The following is a 16,902-nucleotide window of genomic DNA, read 5'->3' on the forward strand; positions in this document are numbered from 1 at the left end:
TTCACACGCTCCCGCCAATGAATGCCCATAAGCCGATAGAGACTGCAAACCAGAAGGGCATCAATGTCAGTGTGGTCAGGAGTGTGTTGGGTCTGAACCGGCGCAAAACCCAACTGGTGAGGGCCGCATAAACAAAGAAGGCAACAGCACCGAACAGCATCGATCTGGCTTCGAATGCGGTGTAAGGTTTGCCGTGTTCGTGAATGGAAAGGCCCAGCGTGGCAAGGGCAATGGAAGGCGCGGCTCCGAACAATCCGGCGAAGCTCTTGGGACGAAGAACATCACCCAGCGTCGCGAAGAAGCTCACTACAAATCCGCCGATGAGGAAACGAAGGAGTAGAGTGCTCATTCAGGTTTGGCGGGACTCCTTGATTCAAGTGGAGCTGCTCCAGTTGCTGTTTCGTAGCAGCAACTCATTTTGAAGCTATTGCGGGAGGAATCGTTGTCCCTGCATCAGGCCGGCTTGGGTGCGCTCTGGTGGAAGCCGAGGATGTTTCCTTCTGTGTCCTTGAATGCGGAGATCCAGCCCATGCCCTGACCGATTTCCTGTTTGGGCAAAATGATGGCGCCGCCTGCGGCTTCGACCTTCTTGCAGGCGTCGTCGATGGAATCGACACTGATGTAGTTCATGAAGGGCTGGCCGGGACTGTGGCGCTGCATCAGACCTCCGTTGATGCCGATCTCCCCGTCTTTCCGGGTCTCGACGAAGAAGTAGTTCATGTTCCAGGGATCGCTGATCTTCCAGCCAAAGGCTTCTTCGTAGAACTTTTTCGCGCGCTGGACGTCGTCAGCAGGGATTTCGAAATGGGCGATTGGGTTTGGCATGGCGGGAGGATGATAAACGACGAAGGTGTGAGTGGTCGAAGGAATTGTGATGGGTGGATTGGCTTGCGTTACCTGGACTGAATGACCTGGAAGCGTACAGAGTAGCCGATGCCGATTGAGTAGTCAGGGGTTGCGGCCGAGAGGCCAAAGGTCCAATGGAAGTCGAGCTGCTGATGCGGCGAAAGCTTATAGGATGTGCCGAAATCAATGAAATGCTGCGGGCCGCCACGCTGGGGGAATGAGCCGGAGTATTCGAGGTAAGCATCCCATGGCAGTTTTAGCTGGCGGGCGAAGTACACACTGGACTGGCCGGTGAGATTTCGCTGTGCCCCTTCGGTTGGCCACATGAGGGAGAACATTCCGGCGATTGTCCAATTTTTACTGAGCCCGCGAGACCAGGGAAGCTGGACAGTTGGATCATAGCCGTGGCTCGATATGAGGTTGGCTCCGGTGGGAAAGGCTACGGACGGGATGAGCGAGACATCGAAGCCGTGAAGTGGCCCGAGTTGCTGTTTGAAGCCGAGGCTCAAATCACCGAACCCGCTAGTGAATCCGGATGGCGTGTCGTCGTTGTTGAAGTAGTTCGGAACGGCGAAGCGCAGCTCGGTCTTCTGTGCGATTCCAAAACGTATGGAGGTTTCGGGGAAATCAAAGGTGTGCTGGCCCGCGTTGCTGGTGGCTGCAAATCCATTCTCAAACTGCAGGCTTCCGCAGGGTACAACAATGCTTGAGCTGGTGATTTGCGGACGGTCTGTGGCAATCGTGCTTTGCGCATTCGAGCCGCATTTCTGAGACTGCGCGTGGAGCGCGCATGTTCCTGCCAACAATGAGAGAAAGAACGCAGAGGCAGTCCGCGTCATGCACAGGATCATATCCCAGCAGATTAGGTGATCTCAGCTTGCTGCATCAGCACAACGCGTTGAGGCCTGCAGAAGCGCTGTCGATTAAAGGCGCCACTATATAATCGGATGCACCCCTTTCATCGAGGACCTATTGCATGACGGCAACGATCTCCATTTGTATCCCGTGCTACAAATCGGAGCGTTACATTCGAACAACGATTGAATCGGCATTGGCACAGACTGTGCCCGCTGACGAGATTTTGATTTCGGACGATAACTCGCCGGATCGAAGTTACGAAATCGTGAAGGAGTATGAAGGGATTTCTGGGGTTCGCATTATTCGCCCGCCGCAACGCTTCAGCCTTGGAGAGCATTACCGTTTTCTTCTGGAAGAGGCCAAGGGAGATTACATCTGTTTTCTTTCTTCCGATGATGCGCTCATGCCGTCGTTTGTAGAGACGATGCGGGCAGGGCTTGAAGACAATGTCGCAATGATTGCGGGTGCGAGTCTTGAATGCGATGAGAAACTTGTTCCAAAGCGAGCACGAGGCATTGCGTTGCCGACGAATACGCTGCATGCGCCTGAAGGCTTTCAGTTCTTTATGGGAGGGAATGCCTATACGATCAGCGTTGCTCTGCTTTCCCGCCAAATGCTGTTAGAGACGCCTGCGTTGCCCAGAGAAGCCGACCTGGCAACCGACTGGTATTGGGCCCTGATGCTGGGAACGAAGGGGAAAACCAAGTTCGTGCGCAAGCCGCTGGGGTACTATCGCGTGCACGGTTTAAACGCCGGCCACAGCAATCCCAATAACTGGCGCAAGGCTACGGCGGCGATGCTGGCCTTTGCGAAGAAGAATTTGGGTCCGGAGCTGGGAGGAAAACTGGATCGGCGCATCGCCGGGATACAGAATGAAATCGCGGCCACGGAAAGAGGCGAGGGTGAAGCTGTTTCTTCGGTTCCGTTAAAGGTGAGGCTGAAGGAATTCACGCGGAGACTGATGGCTCTGAATTATCGTTCTCTGCCGAAGGTTATAGTGAAAGCTGAAGCCGGAGTTGGCATGGCTCTGGCAGAAGCGCGGACGCAGACGAAGTAGTTGCAACCCCGAGGTTACTGATTCATTTTGAGCATCGAGAACAAGCTGATTGCTCTGATTCGTTCTCCGGATCTGGATCGATCCTGAATCCTATGAAAGTTGTAGTGGTGAATTGGAAGCGGTGATGAGATCTCTTGAAACATTGCGAGCTTGCGTGGCGAGGATGGCCGCATGAGTTCGACGAAGAGAAGGCTCGTCGCGTCGTTCATGGCGAATATCTTTGGCCGATTGAGCACTACGATCATCCAGATCGTTTCTGTGCCGATTTATTTGAGCCATTGGGGTGCGCACCTTTATGGTGAATGGCTCCTTCTGAGCACGATCCCAACGTACTTCAGCCTGAGCGATATTGGACTGGGAAGCGTCGCCGGGAACGAAATGACCATGCTGGCGGCAGCCGGCAAACTGGATGAAGCGCTGGAGGTTTTCCAAAGCGTGTGGATTGTTACCACGACATGCTCTTCGATTGCGGGGCTGCTGCTCTTTGGACTTATCTGGTTTATTCCACTGGATCGATGGCTGCACATACAGCAACTTAGTGTGGTTGACGTGCGCATCGTCATACTTTTCCTCGGCCTGTCGACTCTGCTGACCATGCAGGAGACGCTGTTCCAGGCTTGCTTTCGATGCGTTGGACGCTATGCTTACGGCACGAGCATGAAAACGACATTCACCCTGTCGAGCTTCATGCTGATTCTGGTTCCCGTGATGCTGGGGTTCTCTGCGCGGTGGGTGGCTTTCACATACATGCTGGTCAATGCGGTGGGAACCCTGGTGTTATGGTTTCTGCTGCGCCGCGAAATTAAGTGGATTAAATTCGGCGTCAAATATGCGCGGCGAAGCGCAGTCAAGCGGTTGGTTTCACCTGCCGTTGCCATGCTGAGCGTTCCTTTTGCCAACTCCCTCAACCTGCAGGGAATTTTGATTGTCATTGGAAGCATCCTTGGACCGACGGCTGTGGTGACATTCAGCACAGCGAGGACGATTTCGCGTAGCGCCTATCAGGTGATGCAGTTGGTGAATAACTCGGTGTGGCCGGAAGTGTCGGCTGCTTTTGGCGCCAGGAATATGGAACTGGCGAGGAAGCTGCATCGACACGCATGCCAGCTCAGCATCTTTCTGTGCTGCTGCGTAACGCTTACGGTTGCTGTGTTTGGCAAGTATGTGTGGAAGCTGTGGACGATTGGGAAGGTACCCACCGATCCGGTTCTGCTGAACATCATGCTCGCCCAATTGGTGGTTTCATCGTTGTGGTTTACGAGTTCGGTGATTCCGATCTCGATTAACAAGCACCAAACGATGGCTCGGGTGCTTGTTGTGTCCTCTGTGGTGTCGCTATTGCTTGCGGCGGGGCTGATGAAGGTGCCTGCCCTGGAACTGCGCGGAGCGGCCCTGGGGTTGGTGATCGGAGACGCGATCAATGCGTTCTATATTCTCCGCATCAGCCTGCGCTTGCTTGACGATCATCTTGGGGATTTTGTTCGCAGCATGTTTACTCTTCCGCGGCTTCGGATGTCACGGTCCAAAGTGGCTGCATAGGCAGTTAGCTCTGTGCATTTTGAACGCGTAGCTTCACGATTTTCTTGATCAGCGCGATTGGCAGCGGCTTGTTGATTGGGAATTGAATCGTACCTTTGGATATTGTGAAGGCTTCTAGTTCATCTTTGAATGTTTCGATGACGGACGCAGTCGGGAACAAGCTGCAGTGATTGGCAAATGCCGCGTACCACACCAGCACCGTCTTGTGCTTGAACGCAGGGATGCCGTAGCTGATAACCTCGGTGGACTCACGCGGGACGACAGATCGAATCGCCGCGCGCATCTTTTCCAAAACAGTACGGGCGGGTTCGGGAGTAATGGCGAAATAATCATCCACGGTCTTAGGGGACGGGTTGCTTTGCGTGCTGGATTCCTTCTTTTTCACCCGGGCTATGCTACAAGAACCGTTAGTTTCGAGTCCATTGCGGCTTTGTAATCGGATTTCTCTTTCGTGTTAGTTCTCTATGGGACGACCGAAACACAGGACGTATCCGTTGTTATCGGCGATCTCGAAGGCTCTCAATCCGTCACTTGTGTTGGCTAGTTCTCGATGGATGGAAACGTCTCTGGACAGGAACTCGGCATAGAGCGCGTCGGGATCGCTGGTGTTGATATAAGCGTCCCAGCGAGCCCATTCGTGGCGCGAACGATTCGGCTGGGGACGGATCTCGGGCGTGATGGCCTTGAAACTGATCATTATTTGGTCGCGTCCGACAAAGGCCCAGTAGTCGTCGCATTGGCTGTCCCCGCCTCCTTTATAGAGGAGGTTGAATCCCAGTTTGGATTGGTAGAAGTCGAGGGTTTTGCTCAAATCGTCAACGATGAAGAAGGGAGTAATGCTGTTCAGCATGACGAGAGGCTCCGGAAGCGACTATATCGCATCTTCTGCGTCGCCTCCAGCGCGACAGTATTTATGGATGGGCGTGACTGATTCCCATTGACTGGGCGATGGAATGGAGCTGCTTGTCGCGCGACCAGAGGATTGTGCCGGGCGTGATCAACGCTGCGGCGATCAGGTGAGCGTCTACGAAGCCGAGTCCTTTGCGAAAGAGTTTGCGGAATTCAATCATGGCGCGGACTTCGTCGGTTTGCGCGATCCTTACCTTTGGAAGCAGTTCCAGATCGGCAAGGGTTTTGCGCCGGTCGGGCAGGCTGCCGAGGGCAAGTTCGGTGACAACGAATGGATGAGTCGCGATGTTGTTCTGGAGCAGTTGGTGTTGGAGTTCGGCGTCTCGTTTGCGAAAGTGGTCGACCCAGATGGACGTATCGGCCAGGATCATCCTGTTTTTGTCTTTCTGCGTGGGATGTGAGCCATTTTCGGGGCTGCGCCGCCCAGGTCGGCTAACCTGCGCGCTGCTTCCCGTTCAAGAAGAGCTTTGAGCGCCTCGCGTAATAAGGCGCTATTTTCCTTCAGGCCGGTATATTCCTGCGCTTTCTTGATGAGTTCGTCGTCCAAGGCTACGGTGGTTCGCATGTGGTTTGCTCCGGCATCGATTTTAGCATTATTTGATGCGCATTTCTTGCGCGACTCTGCATTCCGGGGGTTAGCGAAGAAAAGCAGATCCTTCGCTGCGCTCAGGATGACAAATCTGAAAGCTGGTCAGTTCGCAACAAATGGTATTGGGCTATCGACCAGAGGTTGATGCTCCTGTTGTGGTCACCGGCGTGGTCGGTGTTGCAGGAGTTCCTTCGCGGATGAGTAGGGCCATTCTTGGGAAGGTGAAGCTGCCTCCGGCGTCGTCGATTACGTTGACTTGGCAGGTGTAGAGGCCGGGTTTCAGGTCTGCAAGTGGGACGTCGAACTGGAAGGCTATGGCGTCGCGTGTGGGCACGTTGAGTTGTGTGGCCTGGACGAGTGGGGTTTCGTAGACCTTTAATCCATTGTTTAGAAACTCAATGCTGGTGAAGACGCGGACCGGGGTTGCTGCCGTGTCCTTACCTTTCCCACCCTTTTGCTTCGCAAAAGAATGGGGCACCCCAGGTTGTGCCTGGGTTGAGTTCGATCCCAGGTCCTCTCCGCGGACCTGGGGCACCCCGGCCTGATCTGTAACTGTGGTGGTTGCTTTCGCCGGGTTGTAGATCTCGTAGAGGAAATAGAGGTGCTGGTTCTGGCGGAAGACGTGCGGGAGGTTGGGGACGACTTCCTGGCCGTCACGAATCAGAGGATTGTTGAGCGGGTTATCGGTCTTCTTGCCGGCGGGGATGCGCTGGCTGGCGAGGACGACGGAGCTGAGCTTGACGGGCGCTTTACGCAGGTCGGGCACGTTGATGTCGGTCTCGAAGGAGCCCATGCGTCCGGTTTCGTTTTCGCGCACGACGAACTTGAGATGGAACTTTCCCGCCGGGAGGGTGAAGCTGGTCGAGTACTGGATGTTGCGCTGGCGCACCTGCTGCGACTGGTCGATGGCGAGCTTTACGGTATCGCGCGCGTTGCCGATGATGCGGCCGACGGAGTCTTTGACTTCGCCGATGACGTCGAGCGTGGCCTTGTCGCGGTCGCCGCCCTTGACGAAGGGGATCTGCGAGCCGGGGACGAGGATAGAGATGGGGACGGAGTAGTGGATGTCGTCGATGCGGAAGTAGAGCGCTTGCAGGTAGACGGAGACGTCGGTTGCCGGGAGGTCAGTGGCTAGCTCGTCTTCAAGCTGGCGCTCGCGGTCTTCCTTGGTCGAGTGCTTGTAGTCGGCGGGGGCGTAGTAGCCGGGGCGGTACTCGAGCTTCAGGTCGGAGCGGTTGATCTTGATGGTGAGGCGGCGGTAGGAACCGTCGCGGCGCGTGTCAGACGAGCGGAAGCCGATGACGTAGTAGGCCGACATGTCCTGCTGCATGCGCTGGAAGGCGGGGGCGAAGTCGTTGGAGTCGAAGAAGGCCTTGCCGCCTGTGTCGGATGAGAGGTTGGCCATGACTTCCTGCGAGTTGAAGTTGGCATCGAGGTTGTTCTGGAGCGCGCCGCCGTTGTAGGCGCTGTTGCCGCGGATGCTTCCGGTGGATGCGTCGCCTAGCGGAGAGATGGCTTGCAGGCCGCGCGCGTCGACGCTATAGATGGACATGTTGGAGCGCACGGCGGAGTTGATGGCGGCGTGGAGCGAGGCCTGGTTCTCGATGCCGTCGCGGGAGATGCCTCCGGAGAAGTAGAGCAGCGCTTTTTTCTGGTTGATGTAGTTCAGAGACTTTGCGATGGTGGCGATGGCGAAGAGCTCGCGGTCGGTGTTGATGTCGTTGTACTCGCTCTCGTCGGCGGTGTAGGCAGTGGTGTCTTCGACCTGGTTGGTGGTGCTGGTGGAACCGGGGGCGAATCCCTGGGTCTGGTCGCCGGAGTAGCTGTTGACGGCGTTGAGGAGGAGCTGCTTGTTCTGGGTGAAGTCCTGATCGAGAGAGAGTGAGCTATCGAGCGAGACGACGGAGACGACGTCGGCGGCCTGCATTTGTTTGTTGATGTAATTGCGGGCGGCGTCCTGCGCGCGCTCGACATCTTCGGGCTGCATGGAGGTGATGTCAAAGAAGAGGACGACGAGGCGGTGGTCGCGGAGGGCGTCGCCGGTGATGACGGGCGATTTGCCGAGGAGGATGGAGTTGCCGGCTTTGCCGCTGATGGTGGCTTCGTTGAGCGCGGCGGCTTCGTCTACGCTTTCGAAATCGAAACTGGTGATCTGCTGCGGCTTGCCGTTTTCAGTGATGGTGAAGTCGCTTTGCTTGAGTCCTTTTACTACCTGGCCGGTTTTCTTGTCTCGGACGACTATGTTGGTTAGGACTATGTCGCTGTTTACTTTCAGGGTGAAGGATTGGTTTTGTTGGTCTTGCTGATTTTGGGCTTGGAGGTTGGGGGTTAGGAGTAGTGCCAGGGCAAGTGTCGCTAAAAACCCCACCCTGACTTTGTCAGGATGGGGCACCCGGTGCTTGCATGATCCCAGGTCTTTTTCCCACCCCAACACGCGAGAACCGCGCGTGTTAGGGGCCCCGGTTTCGCAGACCTGGGGCACCCGTGCTGTGCTGGTGCCAGCGAAAAGCAGATCCTTCCCCATTCGCCGACTCAGGGTCAGGATGACATCGATTTTCTTGATCATCTCTCTGTCTCCTAGAAGCGGTAGCGGGCTAAGAAAGTGAATTGACGCATGTTGGCGGCTGAGGTGACTTGTCCGTAGGTGGCGGAGCCTACGGTGGTGTCGACGCCTGCGTATTGCACCGTGTTGAAGACGTTGTTCGAGGTGGCGCGGACTTCCAGCGAGCGCATGTCTCCGAAGCGGACGCTTTTCGATAGTGATGCGTTGAAGGAGACGGTGCCGGGGCCGGGGATGGAGTAGCGCGTGGCGGTTCCGTAGGTGCTGACGGGCTGCGTGAAGGCGTCACGGTTGAACCAGTTGCGGATGGTGCCTCCGCCTTCGGTGAGGGATGCTCCGGGGACCCGGTCGGGGCGCAGGGAGCCAGCGCTGCCACGGGCGACGTCGTCGATATTGGCCTGGTAATGCGGGGTGAGCGGTTCGCCGGTGGCGAAGTCGAAGGTGCCGGACATGGAGATGTTGGCGAGCGCGTGGGAGAGCCAGCTTCCGTTGGTGAGCATGTGCGTGTCGGGGCCGAAGGGAAGCTCGTAGACGAAGTCGCCTTTGATTTGTTGGCGGACGTCGAAGCTGGAGTTGGATTCTTCGGCGAGGATGTCCTGCCAGTTCTGCGCTACAACGCCGCCGACGCCGCCGACGGAACTGGCGTTATCGATGGAGTGCGAATAGGTGTAAGTTGCGCCGAGGGCGATGCCGTGCTGCATGCGCTTGCGCAGGCGCACGGCGAGGGCGTTGAAATTGGAGAAGGCGATGGAGTCTTCCCAGTCGTAGAAGACGCCGCTAAGCGATTCGGTTGCGGTGCGGCCGGGTGCGCTGACGACGTCGAGGCGCGTGCCTTTGGAGCCGTTATAGCCGACGTTGAGGACGATGCCGAGAGGTAAGGTTCGCTGGATATCCAAGTTCCAGACCTGCACGTAGGGCAGGCGGTAGCGCTTGTTCACGGCGTAATTTCCGGTGTCTTGCGGAGCGGGGAAGCCGTTGGCCAGCGTGATATCGGCGCCGGTTGTGGATTCGTTGGTCTGCACATCGGCGAAGGGCGGCTGGAAGGCGAAGTCCTGTACGAACTTTGCATATTGGCCGTTGGCGAAGTTGATGCCGTATCCGGCGCGGATGACGGTGTCTTTTATGGCGCGCCATGCGATGCCGATGCGCGGGGAGAAGTCGTTGCGTTCGGGGTTGATGAGTGAGCTTGGGTATTTACCTGAGAAGGGGCCTACCTGATTCGGCTGGACGGGGACGACGGTAGTGAAATCGTTGCCGACGTCGAGGTTGACGAGGCGGTCGTCTTTTTCTGAGTAGGGTGAGAAGTATTCATAGCGCAGTCCGGCATTGACTGTGAAGTTCGGAAGAGCCTGCCAGCTGTCCTGCGCGAAGAGATCGTAGACGTTCTCGCGGAGATAGGCTTTCTGGTACGGCGCCTGCAGTGCACTCTGTTGTGGGAAGCCGAGGAGCAGGTCGGCGAGATCGGAGCCGGTGGTTGAGACGCCGGGCGTAGTGTTGGTGGGTGAACCGGGCTGGCGGGTGAAGAGTCCGGTGAAGTAGAAGCTGCCGGTGGAGTTGGCCTGGCCGATCATGTCGAGGTGGACGCGGCGGAAATCGCCACCGAATTTGAAGTTGTTCTTGTGGTGAATCCAGGAGCTGGACTCGGTGATGGAGATGGTCTGGTTGACGTGCAGATTCGGCTGCTGCTCGTTGAGTCCGGTGAACTGGGTGAGCGTGACGCTGGGCAGGCCGAAGTTGAGTGGGCTGGTCGCGCCGTTGAAGACGTTGATGCCGAGCTGGCTGGCTACGTCGGTTGTGTTGGTGAAGTAGTTGAGCAGCTGCGTGTCGCTCCGGTTCCAGCCTGCTGTGAGGTTGTTGGTGAGCTTGTTCTTGCCGATGGTGTAGCCGGCTTGCAGGGAGTATTGGTGCGTCTGCTGCTTGCCGCCGAGATCGGGGAAGATACTCAGCTCGTCAGCCGCGTTGTGGCTGTAGTTGAAATTGAAGTTGATGGTCTGGCGCAACGTGTTGCTGCCCTGACCCATGACCTGGCGGATCATGCCGATCATCGGCGAGCCGCCCGCGCTGGAGCCGAAGTTGTGGACGAAGCGGACTCCGACATTTGTGGTGTTGGTCTGCGCGGTCGATATGCGCTGGTAGTTCTGGAATGCTCCGGGCAGGTTTTGTTGCGGGACGTAGTTAAGTAGTTGGGTTGCCTGCGGCGAAATGCAGGACGCGGGGATGCGGTTGCCGACGAAGGGCTGTCCCGGTACGTTGCCATTGGCGGTGCAGGTTACTCCTCCAGGCGTGCTGGATGCCGGAGGATTGTAGATGGTGACGGGCTGGCCGCTTTGCGTGGTGAGTGCTGAAAGATCACCGGCACGTTCGGCAGCTGTGGGCACGGTTCCGTATTGGTTGAAGGGCGACGAAGTGTAGTTGCCGGCGAGTGTGAAGAACAGGAAATCTTTCGTGTCTTTGGTGAGAATCTTTGGAATGTAGGGCGCGCCGACGAAGGTCAGGCCAAAGTGGTTTGACTGATAGGCGGGCTGGTTCAGCTCCGCTCCGCGAATGGAAAACGGCTCGGCGTTGAGCGCGGAGTTGCCGCCATTCCAGAAGAAGGCTCCGTGGGGCTGATTCGGTTTGAAGTTGCGGAAGTTGCCGCGTCCGCCGAATCCTCCTCTGCCGCCGCCACCACCAAACCCTCCGGGGCCGCCGAATGCGCTGTCTTGTCCACCTCCGCGACTGCTTCTACCCGGTGTCTGCGACAGCGACTGATTGAATTCGTTGTCTTCCATGTTCTGGCGCATCTGGTTGAAGTCGATGCCGGCGAATGGGTTTGTCGTTCCGCTTTGTCCACTTACGGCGACCGATTCGCTGGAGAAGTCGGAGTTATTGGCGAGCGTTGGGAGTTGCGCGTCGGAGCTGCCGCCGCCTCCTGAGCCGGCTTGTATGAGATCGCTCGCTCCGCTGAGCATGCTGAGATTCAACGCTCCGTTCCCGGCGTATTGGCGGAGGTTTTGAATGAGCTGCGCGGTCTGTTCCGAGCCTTCCTGCTGAGTGGCACGCGATGCGAGAGTGAGTGCGAAGTCCGCCTGCTGATCGTGGGAGGTGGCGTTGAGCAGGGCCTCTTTTGTGGTGGCGGCGAAGGCGGCGAAGTCTGTTTTCAAAACATAGCGGCCGTTCTGCGGAATTGTGAGCGAGTAGGCTCCGGCGGCGTCGGTGACAGTGCTGTATTTCTTACCCGTCAGCGTGTTGGTAGCGGTGATGCTCACGCCGGGCAGAGGCGTGGCGCCGGATTTCACGGCGCCGTGAATCGTTCCGCCTGTTTGCGCGGACGACGCGGGAGGCGCTGCTGGTGCGGGCGTGACCGCTGGGGGAGTCTGTGCCAGAGATGTCGCCGAGATGGCTAGCAACAGGCTGATGGTCAGCAATCGGAGCACGAGTGGAATCCTCAACAATCTACTGCGGCTGCTGCGGTGAAGCCGCTGCTGCGCTGCCAGCGTTGGGGCCGGCACCACCCGGGCCGCGACGCGGATCGACGACGGAAAGCTGGGTCGCGACGAAGTTGCCGTCCTTGAGTGCTCCGCGTGATGTGACGGCGTCACCCACCTTAATATCTGCGAGCGTGATGCTCTCGCGGTGTTTCTGGAATGAAGTGTTCTCGTCGACGGTAATGGTTTGGGCTTTCTTGTCGGGGCGCTCGATGGTGAGGGTGAGCTCGTTGATCGCCGTGATTTTGCCCGCAGTCCATGTCTTGCCGAAGTCGGCCTGCATCTGCTTCATGCGCGCCACCTGTTCCGCGTCGAGTACGGCGAGAAATACAGCGCCGACGGTGTGGGCTTTGTCGTCTACTTCGCCGCCGGTCATGACGACATCGCCGACTTTGATCTCGGTGGCCTTGATGGGCTGGCGATCTTTCATGACACGAGTGTTGGGGCCGGTCGCGACATTGTAGGTAGTTCCGTCCTCGGCCTTGACGGTGAACTGGCTGCCGGTGATGGCGGTGACAGTACCGTGTACGGCGGAGCCCATGCCCATGAAACCGCCGCGCTGGCCGCCGCCCTGGCGTTCGTGCTCCGGACTGGATTGCGCGTCTGGCTGTTGGGCGAAGAGCGGCGCGAGCGCCATCGAAGTGAGAAGCAGAAGCAATGGAAGGCGAGGATGAGCTACTTTCATAGGTTACTTATACCCTTTTGACTCGGTTATAGGCCGTGTCGCACGCACTGGGCAATTTGACTGCCTGATAGACGTAAAAATATGAGCCGGAGTCTCAGCGGGCGGCATCAGGAGATACGTCTATAGGGACTTTTTGTTCATGGATTTGGCGTACGAATTACGACATTGCGGTAAACTTCCGGAAATGTCGCATCATCAAGATTCTGCTCATACTGAAGCGCATTTCGGATCAAGCGAGGTGGTCCGCGATGTGGTGATTGGCATGTCGGATGGCCTGACCGTTCCGTTTGCGCTGGCGGCTGGTTTGTCGGGTGTTGGGGCCTCGACGCATGTGGTGGTGATTGCAGGCCTGGCGGAGATTGCCGCCGGTTCGATTGCCATGGGTCTGGGCGGGTATCTGGCTTCGCGGGGCGACTCGGAGCATTACGCGAGCGAACGCAGGCGCGAAGAGATGGAAGTGGTCGAACGGACGCGCGATGAGGAAGAAGAGATCTACGACATCTTTGAGGAATATGGCGTCACGCGGGCTGAGAGCGATCCAGTGCTGCAGGCGCTCAAGCGCAATCCAAAGGCATGGGTGGATTTCATGATGCGGTTTGAGCTGGGACTGGAGGAGCCGGAGGTGCATCGGGCGCGACAGAGCGCGGCTACGATTGCGATTTCCTATATCGTTGGCGGGCTGGTGCCGCTCGTGCCGTATATGGTTCTTGATGACAACGTGCGGGCGCTGGCGGCTTCTGTAGCGATTACGCTGGTCGCTCTTGCGGTTTTCGGCGCGGTGAAGGGCAGGTTTACCGGAGCGGGTGTATGGCGCAGTGGCCTGCAGACGGTTTCGATTGGTGGGCTGGCTGCCGCAGCGGCGTATGCGCTGGCTCGGCTGTTTCATTCTCACTGAGAGTGCGGATTGCTGAAGCGCACTTTGCTCAGCTGGGACCAATGTTAACCTTGCGGGCAACACGCCGCTGCAAATGCTCTCTAAATGTAGAGAAGGAGCGAGGATACCGATGAGTTCACTGGCGACCCCGGCCGTGGCAAGCTCTCTGGCTCAACAATTTTGTAATGTGCGGCGACAGACCGAACTGCTCTGTGCGCCGCTTACTGCCGAGGACATGATGGTGCAGTCGTGCGCCGAGGCGAGCCCCGCCAAGTGGCACCTGGCGCATACGACGTGGTTCTTCGAAACGTTTATTTTGCGGGAATTGGATCCCGACTACAGGCCTTTCCATCCTGACTTTCTCTGGCTTTTTAACAGCTACTACAACGCCGTGTCGGAACAGCCAGAGAAGAAACTGCGCGCCTCGTTCTCGCGGCCGGGCGTGCAGGAAATTCACGCGTATCGGGAATACGTAGACAAGGCTCTGCACAAGTGGCTCAAGACCGGCGCGCCGCAAGCGGTGGAGCACCGGACTGTCCTCGGAATACACCACGAACAGCAGCATCAGGAATTGCTGCTGACCGATATTAAGCACGCGTTCTGGACGAATCCACTGCGGCCGGCCTATCTGGTGTTGCCATTTGAGAATCTTGGCGACGCGGCAGCAGAGGTGGAATGGCGGGAATACGTGGGCGGTCTGGCGGAGATTGGCCATGGGAGTGACGGTTTCTGCTTCGACAACGAATTGCCGCGGCATCGGGTCTATCTGGAGCCTTTTGCTCTCGCCTCGCGGCTTGTGACGTGCGCGGAGTACCTGGACTTCATCGAAGATGGTGGCTATCGGCGGCCCGAGTTATGGCTCGCGGAGGGATGGCAGGCGGTGCAGGGCGAGGCATGGAGCGCGCCACTTTACTGGAATCGGGACAAGGAATCGAAAGCGTGGAGCGTCTTTACGCTGAGAGGAGAGATTTCGCTCAACGACATAGAGCAGACGACTGTATGCCACGTGAGCTACTACGAGGCGGATGCTTATGCACGGTGGGCAGGAAAACGGCTTCCCACTGAAACGGAATGGGAGGTTGCTGCATCTGATGGCGTTGTGAGTGGAAATCTGTTGGAAGACGGCGTGCTGCATACGACGGTTGCGTCTGGGACCGGCAGGCAACAGATGTTCGGTGACGCGTGGGAGTGGACGGCGAGCGCTTACCTGGGATATCCGGGGTTTCATGCATTGCCCGGAGCGCTGGGTGAGTACAACGGGAAATTCATGTCAAACCAGATGGTGTTGCGCGGCGGTTCCTGCGTAACGCCGCGCACACATATTCGCGCGAGCTACCGGAACTTCTTTTCTCCGGCGACGCGCTGGCAGTTTTCAGGCATTCGCTTAGCAAGATAGTTTCCCAGGAGCTCGACCAATGCATGTTCTCTCTGCTTGCCCAAATTTGCCGGAGGCTGCACATACCCCGCTTGGTTCTGAAGTGTATCGGGGGCTGACGGCTCGACCGAAAACGCTGAGCCCGTGGCTGTTCTATGACGCCCGGGGGTCGGAACTCTTCGAGCAGATTACAGAGTTGCCGGAATACTATCCGACGCGTACAGAGAGATCCATTCTAAGCGCACATGCGGATCAGATTGTTGCCGCCGCCGCCGGTTGCGAAGAGCTGACGATGATCGAGCTGGGCGCGGGCACGGCGACGAAGACGGGATTGCTGCTGAAGGCGGCGGTGCGGCGCCAGTCCGAGGTAACGTATCACGCGATTGACGTCTCGGGCACGGCTCTGGATGAGGCGAAGAGGCGGATTGAGGCGGAACTGGAGGGTGTGGCGGTCGTTCCGCGCGTGGGCGATTACACCCAGGGACTGGGGCAGATCAATGCCGATGGGCAGCGGCGCATGGTGTTGTATATCGGGTCGAGCATCGGGAACTTTGAGCCTGAAGACGCAGTGCAGCTGTTGCGCGATATTCGTAAAGAGCTGAGGGCGGGCGAGAAGTTGCTGCTGGGCGTGGATATGGTGAAGGATCGCGAGATCCTTTTGAAGGCTTACGATGATGCCGCTCACGTAACTGCGGCCTTCAACAAGAATGCGCTGGAGCGGATCAATAGCGAGCTGGACGCGGATTTCAATTTGAATCTGTTTCGTCATCGAGCGCGGTGGAATGAAGAGTGTTCGCGCATCGAGATGCACTTGGAGAGCTTGATTGCGCAGAGCGTCTCGATTCCTGCGCTGGAGCTTGAGGTGAAGCTGCAAAGGGGCGAGACGATTCACACCGAAAACAGTTACAAGTTCCGCGATGAGGGCGTGATCGGGCTACTGGAGCGCGCGGACTTTCATCTCAGCGATCACTGGACAGATGAGCGCGAATGGTTTGGCGTCTATCTGGCCACTGCGTGGTAGTCAGGATTGAGGCTGCGTTGAGGGGAATGAGTTCCCGCTTTCCGGCTGCGATATGGCACTGAAACGAGTGCGCGGGAAGGCGTCCGGGTAGTTTTTCTGGATGAAGTCGATCATCTTTTCGCGCACGATGCAGCGAAGGTCAAATGTCTGGCCGGAATTGCGCGCGCTCATCAGGCAACGGATTTCCATGGTGTGTTCGGAGAGATTGGTGACCTGTAGCGCGTTGATGCGGCGATCCCACTGCGTAGACGATTCGAGGATGCGCGTGAATTCCTGACGCAGGGCCTCGACGGGGATCGAATAATCCACGTAGAGGAATGACGTGCCGATCAGATCGGAACTATTCCGGGTCCAGTTCTCGAATGAATTCTCAATGAAATAGCTGAGCGGGACGATCAGTTTTCTTTGGTCCCAGACGGCGATCACCACGTATCCGGTGGTGATTTCTTCGACTCTCCCAAACTGACCCTGCACAACGACAACGTCGTCGATACGGATTGGCTCAGTGAACGCAATCTGAAGTCCGGCGAGCAGATTCGAGGCGGTGGATTTTGCGGCTGTGGCGAGAACGAGGCTGGCCAGTCCGGCAGACGCGAGCAATCCCGCGCCGTAGTGCCAGATTTTGGAGTCATGGAAGAGTGAGAGGATCAGGCCGGCGTCGATCAAGAGCAGCAGGAAAATTGAGATACGCCGCATGAACTGCATCTGCGTGCGTACGCGCCGTGCTCTGAGATTGTCGCTGGCTCCGACATCATAGCGGCGCAGCAGAAGATCTTCGACCATATAGACGGCGGAGATCATGAACCAGCCGAGGGCAAGGAACCACAAGATGCCAAGTGCTTTGTGCGCCAGGTCCGTGTAGTTGGGTGGGATGGGAATCCACGGGAGCGAAAAGCCGATGGCGGTGAGGATGACGATCCAGCGCGCGGGGCGCCGCAATCTCTGGGTTGCGGTGGCAAAGAGCGGCCGCTCCGCCTGATATTTTGGCCGGAAGCGCGCCAGCAGACGAAAGAAGATGTCGTGCGCGAAGAAGCTTAACAGGATGGCGAGACAGAGGAGGGTGATACCGATTGCCCAGTCCCGCCGGTGGGCAGAAAGCGTATTGTAAATCGTCAAAAGCAT

At 57.5% G+C, this 16,902-nt stretch carries 16 protein-coding genes; 5 read left to right on the forward strand and 11 right to left on the reverse strand.

All coding sequences use genetic code 11. From position 1 onward, the window contains the following. Position 1 precedes the first annotated feature (1 nt). From H7849_RS05155 to H7849_RS05165, 3 genes are all read right to left on the reverse strand, one after another. Entirely contained in the window at positions 2-349 is a 348-nt protein-coding gene (locus tag H7849_RS05155) for a DUF3147 family protein (protein WP_186744710.1), read from the reverse strand. A 104-nt stretch (positions 350-453) separates the two neighbouring features. Continuing rightward, positions 454-825 (reverse strand): VOC family protein, encoded by a 372-nt coding sequence (locus H7849_RS05160; RefSeq protein WP_186744712.1) that lies wholly within the window; start codon positions 823-825, stop codon positions 454-456. 68 nt (positions 826-893) lie between these two features. Next, positions 894-1,685, reverse strand: a complete 792-nt coding sequence (locus H7849_RS05165) for a transporter (protein ID WP_186744714.1) — start codon at positions 1,683-1,685, stop codon at positions 894-896. A 137-nt stretch (positions 1,686-1,822) separates the two neighbouring features. On the opposite strand from H7849_RS05165, the gene H7849_RS05170 reads away from it, so the two are divergent. Both H7849_RS05170 and H7849_RS05175 read left to right on the forward strand, forming a co-directional pair. Continuing rightward, positions 1,823-2,761 (forward strand): glycosyltransferase family 2 protein, encoded by a 939-nt coding sequence (locus H7849_RS05170; protein ID WP_186744715.1) that lies wholly within the window; start codon positions 1,823-1,825, stop codon positions 2,759-2,761. Between the two features lie 171 nt (positions 2,762-2,932). Continuing rightward, positions 2,933-4,300: a lipopolysaccharide biosynthesis protein gene (locus H7849_RS05175; RefSeq protein WP_186744717.1), complete on the forward strand. Its 1,368-nt coding sequence runs from the start codon at positions 2,933-2,935 to the stop codon at positions 4,298-4,300. 4 nt (positions 4,301-4,304) lie between these two features. On the opposite strand, the gene H7849_RS05180 is transcribed toward H7849_RS05175, so the two are convergent. The 7 genes from H7849_RS05180 to H7849_RS05210 all read right to left on the reverse strand — a co-directional run bounded on the left by H7849_RS05180 (position 4,305) and on the right by H7849_RS05210 (position 12,510). Then, the gene (locus H7849_RS05180; protein ID WP_222439765.1) at positions 4,305-4,685 is read right to left on the reverse strand and encodes an iron chaperone; all 381 of its coding nucleotides are present in this window, start codon (positions 4,683-4,685) and stop codon (positions 4,305-4,307) included. A gap of 69 nt (positions 4,686-4,754) precedes the next feature. Next, a complete protein-coding gene (locus H7849_RS05185; RefSeq protein WP_186744719.1) occupies positions 4,755-5,150 on the reverse strand; it encodes a VOC family protein in 396 nt (131 codons plus the stop codon). Between the two features lie 61 nt (positions 5,151-5,211). Continuing rightward, entirely contained in the window at positions 5,212-5,580 is a 369-nt protein-coding gene (locus H7849_RS05190) for a type II toxin-antitoxin system VapC family toxin (protein WP_186744721.1), read from the reverse strand. After that, positions 5,577-5,774, reverse strand: a complete 198-nt coding sequence (locus H7849_RS05195) for a type II toxin-antitoxin system VapB family antitoxin (RefSeq protein ID WP_186744723.1) — start codon at positions 5,772-5,774, stop codon at positions 5,577-5,579. The genes H7849_RS05190 and H7849_RS05195 overlap by 4 nt, the downstream gene beginning before the upstream one ends. Positions 5,775-5,925: 151 nt before the next feature. After that, positions 5,926-8,364, reverse strand: coding sequence for a VWA domain-containing protein (locus H7849_RS05200; protein ID WP_251106620.1), 2,439 nt, complete (start codon positions 8,362-8,364; stop codon positions 5,926-5,928). Between the two features lie 11 nt (positions 8,365-8,375). Continuing rightward, positions 8,376-11,774 carry a TonB-dependent receptor gene (locus H7849_RS05205; RefSeq protein ID WP_186744725.1) on the reverse strand — a complete coding sequence of 1,133 codons (3,399 nt, stop codon included), beginning with the start codon at positions 11,772-11,774 and terminating at the stop codon, positions 8,376-8,378. A gap of 19 nt (positions 11,775-11,793) precedes the next feature. Further along, positions 11,794-12,510, reverse strand: coding sequence for a DUF5666 domain-containing protein (locus H7849_RS05210; RefSeq protein WP_186744727.1), 717 nt, complete (start codon positions 12,508-12,510; stop codon positions 11,794-11,796). A gap of 184 nt (positions 12,511-12,694) precedes the next feature. Between H7849_RS05210 and H7849_RS05215 the strand changes: the two genes are divergently transcribed. The 3 genes from H7849_RS05215 (at position 12,695) to egtD (ending at position 15,780) form a co-directional block, all read left to right on the forward strand. Continuing rightward, entirely contained in the window at positions 12,695-13,405 is a 711-nt protein-coding gene (locus tag H7849_RS05215) for a VIT1/CCC1 transporter family protein (protein ID WP_186744729.1), read from the forward strand. Between the two features lie 109 nt (positions 13,406-13,514). Beyond that, the gene (egtB, locus tag H7849_RS05220; protein WP_186744731.1) at positions 13,515-14,780 is read left to right on the forward strand and encodes an ergothioneine biosynthesis protein EgtB; all 1,266 of its coding nucleotides are present in this window, start codon (positions 13,515-13,517) and stop codon (positions 14,778-14,780) included. A gap of 19 nt (positions 14,781-14,799) precedes the next feature. After that, complete coding sequence (gene egtD, locus H7849_RS05225; RefSeq protein WP_186744732.1) at positions 14,800-15,780, forward strand: L-histidine N(alpha)-methyltransferase; 981 nt, start codon at positions 14,800-14,802, stop codon at positions 15,778-15,780. Here the strand turns inward: egtD and H7849_RS05230 are convergent, their stop codons facing one another. Beyond that, positions 15,781-16,902 (reverse strand): mechanosensitive ion channel family protein, encoded by a 1,122-nt coding sequence (locus tag H7849_RS05230; RefSeq protein WP_186744734.1) that lies wholly within the window; start codon positions 16,900-16,902, stop codon positions 15,781-15,783.

This window comes from Alloacidobacterium dinghuense (genome assembly GCF_014274465.1).
In the GTDB taxonomy this organism is placed as follows: Bacteria; Acidobacteriota; Terriglobia; order Terriglobales; family Acidobacteriaceae; genus Alloacidobacterium; species Alloacidobacterium dinghuense.